A 12,682-nucleotide genomic window follows, 5' to 3' on the forward strand; every position below is an offset into this window, starting at 1 on the left:
CCGCGCCAACCGTTCGTTGCAGTCAATACATCACTATTTCTTCTTGGCCGCTGCTGCTGCCGCTGCCGCCGCTTTTGCTTTGGCATCAGCGTCTGCCTTGGCTTTGGCGTCTGCAGCCGCCTTGGCTTTCGCGGCTGCATCAGCCGCCGCTTTGGCCTTAGCCGCTGCATCAGCGTCGGCCTTCGCTTTTGCGGCAGCATCGGCGGCGGCTTTGGCTTTCGCTGCGGCCTCAGCATCGGCTTTGGCTTTCGCCGCCGCATCGGCGTCCGCTTTGGCTTTTGCGGCAGCATCGGCGGCGGCTTTGGCTTTCGCTGCGGCCTCTGCATCGGCTTTGGCTTTCGCCGCCGCATCGGCGTCGGCGTCGGCTTTGGCTTTTGCAGCGGCCTCTGCATCGGCTTTGGCCTTCTCGTCAGCGTCGGCATCTCGTATCGACTTGGTGACAGGATCCGCACCGCCCGACGTTGACGTGTCAGAAGCCGATGAGTTCTCCTTGCTCTCGGACTTCGCAGGCACTGGTTTCCTTTTCTTCACCATCTCTGCCAGTGCTTCATCCGAACGTGCCGTATAGACCAGATTGATCTGGATGTCGCTGATGTTCGGCACGTTGGAGGCGGCATCGATCAACGTACTGGCGAATTCCGCGTCGGGAATTTGCAGCTCCCACTGCGAGATGGCGCCGGTGCCCTCGAAGGGCAGGTAGCGCCCATCGTGGAACATCAGTTCGTGGACCGACTCGCCCGGGTTGTAGCCCAAACCGTCTTCGTCCACCGCAGACGACAGCGCGATGGCCTGTTTGGCCCGCAGATTGCGCTTGATGCTCGAAGGCACGGTGTTGGCCTGACCATAAAAATAGTCCACGCCCTCCTGGTCAGGCTCCACCAACGTTGTGCTGCCGGTCTGGGCGAGGATCGCGCACAAACCATCGGTGCTGAAACCCTCCTCCTCGCTGACAAACGACACCGTCACGTAGCGCAACTGGCGAAGAAAATGTCCGGGGTAGTTCTTGTCAAAATCCTCAGCCTTGAACTCAAATGCCAACGGCTCGCCGCTGGAGAGTTTCAAAACAGCGTTCAGCCAAGGGTCAGCGGTTTTGTTTTTATTGGAGTCCTGGGCATCCAACAGGGGGCGCTCTGTCAGCACGGTTTTCAGGCTGAACGTTTTACGGATGGTCAGGCGCCGTTCGTTGGCGAGCAGAAACGCATTTTCCATCTCCAGAAGATCAACCAGCAGCGACTCGCCTGCAAGCATCCCCTTGTAGGAGTCACTCCATGCGCGGGTCTTGATGAAGGCGTGGCGTTTGTAATCGCCAATTTCGTAGCGCCAAGCGGCTTCGAGGCTCAGGCACAGAGAGAGCACGGCGTCGTAGGCTTTGCCGTAGATAACCTCTTGGCGCGCGACCAACCAGTTGCAGACAGGAACGTTCAAAAAGTCGGTTGTCATGCCGAGATAGACCTCCTCCAGATCCTGGCAAGCCTGTCTAGACTCTTCGAGACTGATCGTTGCAGCTCGCAGCTCAATATCCGTTTCGATCATTTCCTTATCGATCAGTCGAACGTCCCAATCGGCCAGACGCTCCTCAAGTTTCCATTCCGCCGCTGTTCTTTCGAATTCAGACTCAAAGAGCAACTGCTGAGCGACAAAGTCTGCCGCGGTGCTGGCCATTCGCATGGCATCAGCACCCAAGCGGGTGAGCTCCGCAGGTTTCATGCCGCCAAACGCCAGCCCGACGATGGTAGGCACTGTTCCGTCCATTACATCGGCGACGATTTCGATGGGTATGGCTGCGTATTGCAAATAGGCGGCCGTCCAGGTCAGCGCCGTTGCCGCCTCTTCTTTCGGTAGCTTGCCGTTATCTACCAGTTTGGCGTAATGATTTTTCCTGAATTCAGCGGCCTGTTTGCTCAACGCCAAGCCTTGTTTTTTCGCCAGGACGGCGTTGATGTTTTCTCTGCCTAAACGAAGCGCGAACTCCGACATTCGGATCTCATGAGCCTTTTCCATGAGGGCATCCCCCGTATCGTCATCAAGCTGGATCAGCTTCATGTAGTACCGACCCAAATCCAGCAACTGTTGAACGGCCGCGCGAGCGGCGGGCAGCAGTTGACGGAAGCGGTAGACCGGGATTGCAGTGTGGTCGCTGTTGTAGCGAGCCGGGATAATGTTCACGCCCCCCTTTGCTGAGGAAAACGGGTCTGTCTCCTCGTCGCTCCAACCGAGGTCGGGTAATGCTTTGCCATCGATCGTCAGACCATGTCGCAAGTTGTAAAGGCGGTTTTGCAGGGTCTTTCGTGCCTCGATGACGCGTTGGTTGATGGGCGTGCGAAAGCTTTCCTCGTCGACCTCTGATAGCGCAACAGGTGTCCAGCGCGACACGGCAGCACGCTCAGGCAACGGACCGATCAGTTTCAGCGCCTGCTGATAACACAGCCAGGCGTGGTTGAGGGTGCTGAGGGTCAGTTGGCGGTAATAATGGTCGCCCTGCAGTTGCCAGTTCTCCACCAGGCTCAAGAACACAGCCTGTCGGTAGAAGCGGGAAAGGATGAACGCACGGGCTGTTGGATCAACGGGTTTGCTCAACTCCGATTTGCCGGAGCCGACTTCTGCCAGAGGGCGTGTGTTCCAGTAAGCTGGGCGCCCGTCTTCCTCGCTTGTTGCACGGTAGGGATCGAACAGGTAGCGCAGGTACCAGCTTTCGGCGTCCTCGAATTGTTGCTGCTCAGTGAGGCGGGTTGCGATCAGGGCAGGGAGGTGCAGGAACAGCTCGCGGAAGTACAAACCGTTTGCGCCGTGGAAGTCTACGGGTGGGTTTGGGTTGGACTCGTCGATGGTGGGTTCCTGGATTTTTTGTGCCGCCCAGTCGAGGGCCTGTTCAACGCTATGGCTGGCGCGGGCGACGAGTTGTTTGCCGAAGAGAGTATTGAGCCGGGATTTATTCGACGCAACTTCAGGTAAATCGTCTTTTACCGAAGTGAGGTCCAGATATTGCGCCTGATCATCACTGCTCGCGATGAGGACGCTCCAGACCTCGTCGGTGGAGGCGGTTGAAATATCGTAAGTGTATTGGCTTGAATCAACGTTCCAACGGTATTGGGAGCGGGCACGCACGCGAAATGTATATTTTTCGGCTTTGCTGGGCAGTGTGTAGATTTTTGTTTGTGTGGGAAAAGGCTTGTCGTGGTGTTTGAGTATATAATTCGAATGTTCCAGTGTCGAAAATTCCTCTTCTTTTGAGGTTTTAACACCTAGAATAATAGACAATTCATCGCCATAATCTGTGTCACCATTACGATTGTATTTATATTCGAGATGGAGCGCAGTTTTGGTGCTGTTCAATCTTGCAGCGAATGAAAATGCGTGCTCTTTTACTTCATAGGCAGGGGATGCCATAATATGATTAATGTGGTCGTAGTGCTGCTCGCTGTCTTTCTTGATAAGTGTTGCGCGCCCGTCGTAGGCGTGTTGTATGTTCCTGATGTCGCAGTAAGAATGGTAAGAGGTCTTGTACAATTTCATTGTTTCGTCATCACTTAATTTTTTGGGTTCGATGAGCAGCAAGTCTCGCATTTCAACGTAATAACCCTTGTTTATCTCCTTGTGTTTTGCATGAGTTGGGTTGCTGTTATATAGAATGACGGTCAGCCAGGGATCCGTTTCTCGCTCACCCTCGGTGTTGACGAATACGATCAAGCCTGGAATCCACGCGTCTAATTTCATCCATTCGTTATCATCATCTTTTATGGGCTGTCCCATGTTGTCTTTCGGCCGCTCGCCATTGACAAACCCATCCAGTGCCATCAGTTCATTGGCCGTGCTCCAGAATCCGTCGCTTTGCAAATAAGCGTAATGAACCGATACTTTTTTGTAGGGGGTTGGGTCTTTGATTTTGGGGTCAGTACTGGGTAGACCAGTTGTGCCTCTTTCGACCCAGAACACATAGAGCCGGCCGGAGATCACCACCAGGCGAATGGCATCGCTTTTATGATTCGTTTTTATTGCCTTGACGTCTTCAATGTACAAGCTCTGTGCAATCTTGCCTGTTGTCGTCAAGCCGATTTTCTGCCACTCGCTCCACGCCAAAGGGCTCAACCGTTGCTGATCATCCCGTAACCCCATGTCCACCGAGCGCCAGTAATACTCTGACGGGGTGGTGTTGGTTTTACCGACCAGGTAATAGGTATCGTTCTTGGGGTCGCGACCATCCAAGTAGCCGCTGACGATTTGCAGGTTGCTGAGCCTTTCAAACTTGGTCAGGTAATTACAGATCGCTGTTTGCAGCAGCTCGGTGTCCAGTTTGCCCTGATTGACTTCCACCTCAAGTTCTTCAAACGCTTTGCTCTTTTTCGGGCGATTAGCGTAATAGATGAGGTTTTCCGGATGGTTGAACTGCGCTTTCCAGACCTTCCAGCTGCCGTATTGGCTTAGGTATTGTTCCCACGCGCTGTTGGCGTGTTCAGGCATTTTTGCCGCGTCATAGCCGGGTTCAAGGTGTGAGAACAGGCGGAACAAATAATGCTGCAGGCTGGAAATAGCCTGGTTGATGGGCGTGGTTTTCATCGCTTCCCACGTGGGGCTGATATCGGTCAGGAAGTAGCTGGAGAGGTCGTCGACCGTTTTGAGTTCGGCTTGTCGACTCGCATCCGCCGACGCCCAATAGCCGAGCAGGTAATCGGCCAGTGCGTCACGCCATTTCGCTTTTAGATAAGGTTCGATTGCTTCACGTGCTTCGTCCGAGCAAGCCCCCACCAACACCTGAGCGACAACCTGGAACTCCGAATGGCTGGACTCTTCGTTTAACCAGGCGAGGTCGAGCAAAGACTGGCATGAGAGGCTCGTGCATTTGCTCAGGTTCTGTAGCCGGAGTGCAAAGTCCACATCGGTCACAGTCGAATAGGCTTCGAGAGTGTGTTCGACCACTGTCTCGGTTGCCTCGTACTTCTGCAGCTTCAGAGGCTCAGAGATCGTGTAGTTAGTCGTCAGCGTTTTCCATTTGGCAGGCTGGGTCTCGGGCAAGTAGTCCTTGGCCTCGACCTTGAGCGGGCCGGGATTGTCTTTCAGAAACTTTACGAACTTGTTGTAGATGCTGTTGGCGTTGGGGTAAGTGCTGCCATTCTTGTTGAATTTCTGAATGAGGACTCCCAAGCCTTTTTGGTCGACGTGTTTATCACAATAGTTGTAATAATAGAGTTCATCGGAATCCAGCAATTCCAGAAAAGCTTCCAAAGAGCCTTTCTCGGTCGGTTTTTTAATACGGGTTATTTGAGTGAGGTAGGGCGTTGCAAGTAACGTTTCGCTGCTGCTCCAACCGATTAACAGGCCAAGTTGTGCGGCGGCAGCGTAGGCGTCTTCGGTTTTTTGGCTGGGACGTAATCCGGTCAGATAGGTGAGTGCCTCATCTTCGCCAAATTTGTTTTCACGGCATATGCCTACCCAATCGCGATAACGCATCAACTGGTACATCAGATCAAGGGACAGTTTGGTTGCGGAATTTGTATCTTCTGTCTTTTTAACCGATTTGGGCTGGGTGTTTTCTTCGAGGGCAAATCGCTGCGGATGGCTGATCAACGCCCCCAGCCCCGCAGGGCTTAACCCCGTCAGCCGAATCGCGAGGGCATAGCGCGTTATGTCACTCCAGAACTTGAAGGTCTGCGTGTCGACAGCGCCAAGCGCCTGATAATCCGCCAGCAAATCAGCAGGACCTTTGCCGATCCATTTCAGTAACGGCAGGGCATAAGCAGAGGCTGTCGCCGAGTTCCCCAACAGTTTGCCGAATGCTTTGCCGAAAATCCCCTTGGCCAGGTCTTCCTGTGCGATTCGGGCGTTGGTGATTGTCGATGCAAGGCTTTGGGCAATTCTGTCTACGTCCTGGATTCTTTTTTCTTTTTCTTTTTCTTTCTCTTTTTCTGAATCGGCGTCTTTGAGTGTGTCTGCCAGCAGCGTTTTCAACGCTGCGTAGATATCGCCCTCCACAGGCAGGTTAGAGCTGATCAGCCCTTGCGCTGACACGTAATCCTTGAGCAACGCCAGCCAAGTGCCCGTTTTGAGGGCGTCACCGGCCTGCAGCACTTTTTTGATCATATCTTCAGTCAGGCACGAGGCCACCACATCGAACGGTCTGTACTCAAGCAGGTTCTCGCGAGCTTTCTCGATGGCCTTAAGGTCAGCGTTTGTTTGTTCAGGCACGGTCAGCAAAGCGAGGACGGCAGAGGCGGAAAGTCCGTTGCGCTTGAGCCATTGCCGAACGTTGATGAAGGCGATCAGCACGTCGAGGGTATCGGCCTGATCCGGGTCGTCGCTGATCTGCCCCTTGCCCGCGACGATGCTTTGTACCTGAGGGTTGTCGAGCGCCAGCAGCGCGATCAGGTCGGCGCCTTCATTCAGGCTCAGCCCCAGCAAGCGCGGCAAGCGACTCAGGCGATAAATCGCAGAGATCAGTGGCAGTGACAGGCTGGGTTTCTTCTGCTTCAACGCCTGAGTGGCTTGAGCCAGATAGCGCCGCGTCAGGCGCTCGTCGGTGCCCATGGCGCTGCTCAGATGACCGATGATGGTGTTCGACGGGCTTCTTCCTTGTTCGTCAGCTGTGCCCGCCAGTTCGAACTCGCCGTCGTCGATGATCAGCCCGTCTTCGGTGTTCGCCAGCGCGCCAGCACCGGGGCCATCGAGCACGCGATCGAGCAGAGGCACCTTGCCTGAGACGGCATAGGGGGACACCTCGTGAATGAGCGCAGCGAATTGTTCGGCGGTGACTTCATGCACTTCATTGAGGTAGCGAAACACGCCGATGGCACGCAGGGTGTTTGCCGTGAGGTGAAAATCCTTGGTCTGCCCTTCGGCTCGCAGCGCGGACATCACCAGCAGGTCGGTTTGCGCGAACGACAGTTTCAGGGCGTGACGCAAATGGATGATCTGATTCATGCGGCCAAAGTGCGCAGCCGTAGCGTCCTTGATGCCGAGTGTGATGCCCGCTTCGGCGAGGGTGTCTTCCAGTGACACGGCGGCTTTGCCGTTGTTGATGAACGAGGCGCCGTAGACACTTCCGTCCACCGCCGATTTGCCCGAGGGTGAGTAGGCGGCCGAGCGCCGGACGCTGGTGAAGCCTTTGGCGGCGTTGTCGTCCACGCCTTCGATGGCCAGCATGTCCTGCACCTCTTCGGGTGTCAGGCCGGTTTTCAGGCAGAAAAATTCGACGTTGTTCAGCTGTTCGGCGACAGCAGTGTTCGTCCCCGTGACGCCAAAGCGTTTGGCGAGAAAATCATCTTCGTCCGCTTTACTGTCATCGAGCAGCAGTTTTTGCAGCGCCGGGCTGAAGCCGGTGGAGGTGCGCATCACCTGCCGTAATTCTTCGGTACGCAGGTTGCCGTAGCAGAAGTTGGGGTAGCTGTATTCCGCCTGTTGCAGCAGGTCGAACAGCGGGATTTTCTTGTGTTTCACCACCGCCTGGATTTGCTCGAATGGGTAATGAAAAGGCAACCCGGCGCGTTGGGTCGATTCGCTGATGACTTCGATGAGGCGCGTGTCTTCACCCACATGGGTTTTGGCCTGGCGGGTCAGGGCGTTGATCGCCAGTGTTAGAGGCGCGACTTTGGTTTCCAGCCCTGCGTCATCGAGCAACAGTTCGCCGATGTCAGGGCGACGATTGGCGAGGGTGAAGCGTTTATCCGATGTGCTTGTGGCTTCCAGTGCCAGCGCCTGTTGGTAAAGCGCGTGCAGATAGGCGATGGGACCGCTGTTGGATTCCAGCGCGTCGGGGGCGCAGCGGTCGGCGAGTTGTTCCGGAAATAGCTTGGCGTAAGTGGCGGCTTCAGGTGCGACGGCGGGAGCGTTTGTATCGGCCATGACGATGCTGTCCTTTGCATTGGGCGAGGAGGCGTCATCCATGAACTGCAAGGCATAACGCTCAGTGGGTAAGCGGTGTGCTTGGTCTCGCAGGAAAGGCTAGCAGCGGGGGATGGGGCTTGAGGGGGTGTGGCTAGTTGAGTTCGCGATAGAGCCGATTGCCAATCGCTCTATCCGATCCGGTTGTGATCCTGACTGCTACAGGGTGATCAAAGACAACCGGGCACGAAAAAGCCCCTGACGACTCACATCGTCAGGGGCTCTTCTCAACGCGATATATAGCTAACGCGTATTACAGACCAGCCGCCGCGCGCAGGGCGTCGGCGCGGTCGGTTTTTTCCCAGGTGAACGTGGTGAAGGTATCTTCGCCCACGGTCTTGGTTTGCGGCGTGCGGCCAAAGTGGCCGTAGGCTGCGGTTTCCTGGTACATCGGGTGCAGCAGGTCGAGCATTTTGGTGATCGCGTACGGACGCAGGTCGAAGTGCTCGCGGACCAGTTGGACGATCTTGTCGTCGCTGATCTTGCCGGTGCCGAAGGTGTTCAGCGAGATCGACGTAGGCTGTGCAACGCCGATGGCGTAGGACACTTGAATCTCACAACGTTCGGCCAGGCCAGCCGCGACGATGTTCTTCGCCACGTAACGACCGGCGTACGCTGCCGAGCGGTCGACCTTGGACGGGTCTTTGCCGGAGAACGCGCCGCCGCCGTGACGGGCCATGCCGCCGTAGCTGTCGACGATGATCTTGCGACCGGTCAGACCGCAGTCGCCGACCGGGCCGCCGATGATGAACTGACCCGTCGGGTTGATGTGGAACTGGGTGTCTTTGTGCAGCAGGTTGGCTGGCAGCACGTGCTTGACGATCAGCTCCATCACACCTTCACGCAGGTCGGCGTAGGAGACTTCCGGGTTGTGCTGGGTCGACAGAACGATGGCGTCGATGCCGACCACGATGCCGTTTTCGTAGCGGCAGGTGACCTGGGATTTGGCATCCGGGCGCAGCCATGGCAGCAGGCCGGATTTGCGCGCTTCAGCCTGGCGCTTGACCAGTTGGTGCGAGAAGGCGATCGGCGCAGGCATCAGTTCTGCGGTTTCGTTGCTGGCGTAGCCGAACATCAGGCCTTGGTCGCCCGCGCCCTGATCTTCAGGCTTGGCGCGGTCCACGCCTTGGTTGATGTCAGGGGACTGCTTGCCGATGATGTTCATCACGCTGCAAGTGGCGCCGTCGAAACCGACGTTGGAGCTGGTGTAGCCGATGCCGCTGATCACGTCACGAACGATCTGTTCCAGATCGACCCACGCGCTGGTGGTGACTTCACCGGCGACGATGGCAACGCCGGTCTTGACCAGGGTTTCCACAGCAACGCGTGCGTGTTTGTCCTGGGCAATGATAGCGTCCAGCACCGCATCGGAGATCTGGTCGGCGATTTTGTCCGGATGCCCTTCGGACACGGACTCGGAGGTGAAAAGGGAGTATTCGCTCATCTCGACGATTTTCCTGAGTGTTACCGATGGTGAGTGTTGCCAGATGGCCGCTGAAAGTGGCGGACTTGAATCTGGAAACCATTACGTAAACCTACATACAGACTTTCTCCGGGGACCAGCCCCGCAGCGATGGCCCAACGGGCCAGGTCTTCCTGTTCGAACCCCAACCACAGATCGCCACAGGCCTCCCTGGCCCAGCTCTGGTCGTGGCTGCACAACTCTGTGATCAGCAGGCTTGCGCCCGGTTTCAACAGGTTGGCCAGTTGTTTTAATGCTTCGGCCGGTGCCGCGAAATGATGAAGCACCATATTCAAGACGACGCAGTCACCGAAAACATTAGCGTCCGACAACGCATCGGCCAGCTTCAGCTCGACGTTGTGCAGCGCCTTCTGCTCACAGATGTTACGCGCCAGATCAAGCATGGCCGGGCTGTTGTCCAGCCCCGTGACATGCCGAAAACGCTGCGCCAGATCCGGCAGAAAACCGCCGTCACCGGGGCCGACTTCCACGGCCGTGGCGTCAGGCGCGAAGCTGAGTTTGTCCAGCAGCGACAACAGGCTGTCGCGGTACTGAGGCAGTCCTGCGATCAGGTCCTGCTGGGCACGAAATTTTTCCGCAGTGCGTGCGAAAAAGTCCTGACTGGCGGTGGCGCGCTGGCGATGAACCAGACCGATGCGGGCCTGAACGTCTTGCGGTAGGGCGAGACCGTCGACCTCTTCGAGCAGCGCTGCGTGCAGCTTGCCGCCCACCTGTTCGGTGTGGGGCAGGGCGCGGCGGTAGAAGATCGCGTTGCCTTCGCGACGGGTCGCCACCAGATCGGCCTGGGCCAAGACTTTCAAGTGATGGCTCATGCCCGACTGACCGATGGCGAAAATCTGCGCCAGCTCCAGCACACCGAAGGAATCGTTGGACAGCGCGCGCAGCACATTGAGCCGCAGCGGATCGCCACCGGCCTTGCACAAGGCAGCCAGTTCGTCGCTTTGATCGTGGTCAAGGGCAGGCGCGTGGAGATTCATAGGGTTGGCAGTCTAGTTATCGACTAGGTCCGCTGCAAGACCAATATCAAAAAGTTTTGATATTGGTGACGAGTGTCAGACGTTGAGCGCCGCGATTACGCCGTTTCAAGGCGCAAGCCGCGCATGGTTGGACGAAAAACGCCTGCAACTCAGGAAAAACGCGCATCAGGCCGCATCTGTCATTGCCCCGAAGCAGTGCCTGAGGGAAAATGGCCGCCTTTTTCAGATCCCACTTCTTTCTGCCCCCAGGAGATCAGCGATGCCAAGCCGTCGTGAGCGTGCCAATGCCATTCGTGCACTCAGCATGGATGCCGTGCAAAAGGCCAACAGCGGCCACCCAGGTGCCCCGATGGGCATGGCGGATATCGCTGAAGTCCTTTGGCGCGATTATCTGAAGCACAACCCGAGCAACCCGTCGTTCGCTGACCGTGACCGGTTCATCCTGTCCAACGGCCACGGCTCGATGCTGATCTACTCGCTGCTGCACCTGACCGGTTACGACCTGTCGATTGAAGACCTGAAAAACTTCCGTCAACTGCACAGCCGTACCCCGGGTCACCCTGAATTCGGTTACACCCCAGGCGTAGAGACCACCACCGGCCCGCTGGGTCAGGGTTTCGCCAACGCTGTCGGTTTCGCTGTCGCGGAAAAGACCCTGGCCGCCCAGTTCAACCGTCCTGGCCACAACATCGTTGATCACCACACCTACGTGTTCATGGGTGATGGCTGCATGATGGAAGGCATTTCCCACGAAGTCGCTTCGTTGGCGGGCACGCTGCAACTGAACAAGCTGATCGCCTTCTACGACGACAACGGCATCTCCATCGACGGTGAAGTCGAAGGCTGGTTCACGGATGACACGCCGAAGCGCTTCGAGTCCTACGGCTGGCTGGTGATCCGCAACGTTGACGGCCATGACGCCGACGAAATCAAGACCGCCATCGATACCGCTCGCAAGAGCGACAAGCCGACCCTGATCTGCTGCAAGACCACCATCGGCTTCGGTTCGCCGAACAAGCAGGGCAAGGAAGAGTGCCACGGCGCACCGCTGGGCAACGACGAAATCGCCCTGACTCGTGCAGCGCTGAAATGGACCCACGGTCCGTTCGAAATCCCGGCTGACATCTACAAAGAGTGGAACGCCAAGGAAAAAGGCCTGGCGACCGAAGCCGAGTGGGACCAGCGTTTCGCGGCCTACTCCGCTGCATTCCCGGCCGAAGCCAACGAACTCATCCGTCGCATGAGCGGCGAGCTGCCGGCTGACTTCGCTGAGAAATCGGCGGCTTATGTCGCTGAAGTCAACGCCAAAGGCGAGACCATCGCCAGCCGTAAAGCCAGCCAGAACGCCCTGAGCGCCTTGGGCCCGCTGCTGCCAGAGTTCCTCGGCGGTTCGGCTGACTTGGCCGGTTCCAACCTGACCATCTGGAAAGGCTGCAAATCGATCACCGGTGAAGACGCCAGCGGCAACTACCTGCACTACGGTGTGCGTGAGTTCGGCATGGGTGCGATCATGAACGGTATCGCCCTGCACGGCGGTTTCGTGCCGTACGGCGCGACCTTCCTGATCTTCATGGAATACGCCCGCAACGCGGTGCGCATGGCCTCGCTGATGAAGCAGCGCACTATCTACGTGTTCACCCACGACTCCATCGGTCTGGGCGAAGACGGCCCGACGCACCAGCCGATCGAGCAATTGACCAGCCTGCGCACCACGCCGAACCTGGACACCTGGCGTCCAGCCGACGCCGTGGAATCGGCCGTGGCCTGGAAACACGCCATCGAACGTAGCGACGGTCCTTCGGCGCTGATCTTCTCCCGTCAGAACCTGCCTCACCAGGCACGTGATGCGCTGCAACTGGAGAACATCAACCGTGGCGGTTACGTGCTGCGCGACTGCAACGGTGAGCCGGACCTGATCCTGATCGCCACCGGTTCCGAAATAGGTCTGGCCGTTCAGGCATTCGACAAGCTGAGCGCCGACGGCAAAAACGTGCGTGTCGTTTCGATGCCGTGCACCAGCGTTTTCGAATCCCAGGACGCTCTGTACAAGCAGTCGGTCCTGCCGCTGGAAGTCAGTGCGCGTATTGCCATCGAAGCCGCTCACGCGGACTACTGGTACAAGTACGTCGGTCTGGAAGGCCGCGTGATCGGCATGACCACCTTCGGTGAGTCGGCGCCTGCGAACCTGCTGTTCGAAGAGTTCGGCTTCACGCTGGAGAACGTCATCAGCACGGCTGAAGAGCTGCTGGAAGACTAAGAAGCCTGCGCAATCACTGTAGGAGTGAGCTTGCTCGCGATAGCGGTTTGTCGGTGATGAATTCGTCGACAGATGTACCGCAATCGCGAGCAA

General features: G+C 57.1%; 4 protein-coding genes. 1 reads left to right on the forward strand and 3 read right to left on the reverse strand.

Going from position 1 to position 12,682, the window contains the following annotated elements:
• Positions 1–33: 33 nt before the first annotated feature.
• From AAEO81_RS02490 to AAEO81_RS02500, 3 genes are all read right to left on the reverse strand, one after another.
• A complete protein-coding gene (locus AAEO81_RS02490) occupies positions 34–7,875 on the reverse strand; it encodes a neuraminidase-like domain-containing protein (RefSeq protein WP_341964447.1) in 7,842 nt (2,613 codons plus the stop codon).
• 250 nt (positions 7,876–8,125) lie between these two features.
• A complete protein-coding gene (gene metK, locus AAEO81_RS02495) occupies positions 8,126–9,316 on the reverse strand; it encodes a methionine adenosyltransferase (RefSeq protein WP_341961421.1) in 1,191 nt (396 codons plus the stop codon).
• Positions 9,317–9,336: 20 nt separating this feature from the next.
• Positions 9,337–10,332, reverse strand: a complete 996-nt coding sequence (locus AAEO81_RS02500; protein WP_341961422.1) for a metalloregulator ArsR/SmtB family transcription factor — start codon at positions 10,330–10,332, stop codon at positions 9,337–9,339.
• Positions 10,333–10,591: 259 nt separating this feature from the next.
• On the opposite strand from AAEO81_RS02500, the gene tkt reads away from it, so the two are divergent.
• On the forward strand, positions 10,592–12,589 hold the full coding sequence (gene tkt, locus AAEO81_RS02505; RefSeq protein ID WP_341961423.1) for a transketolase: 1,998 nt from the start codon (positions 10,592–10,594) through the stop codon (positions 12,587–12,589).
• The last annotated feature ends 93 nt before the right edge of the window (positions 12,590–12,682 follow it).

Origin of the sequence: Pseudomonas sp. RC10, from assembly GCF_038397775.1 — a bacterium.
Taxonomy (GTDB): domain Bacteria; phylum Pseudomonadota; class Gammaproteobacteria; order Pseudomonadales; family Pseudomonadaceae; genus Aquipseudomonas; species Aquipseudomonas bambusae.

Coding starts and splice junctions, on each gene's coding strand:
- tkt (WP_341961423.1), top strand. CDS start 10,592: ATGCCAAGCCGTCGTGAGCGTGCCAATGCCATTCGTGCACTCAGCATG.
- AAEO81_RS02490 (WP_341964447.1), bottom strand. CDS start 7,875: ATGGATGACGCCTCCTCGCCCAATGCAAAGGACAGCATCGTCATGGCC.
- AAEO81_RS02500 (WP_341961422.1), bottom strand. CDS start 10,332: ATGAATCTCCACGCGCCTGCCCTTGACCACGATCAAAGCGACGAACTG.
- metK (WP_341961421.1), bottom strand. CDS start 9,316: ATGAGCGAATACTCCCTTTTCACCTCCGAGTCCGTGTCCGAAGGGCAT.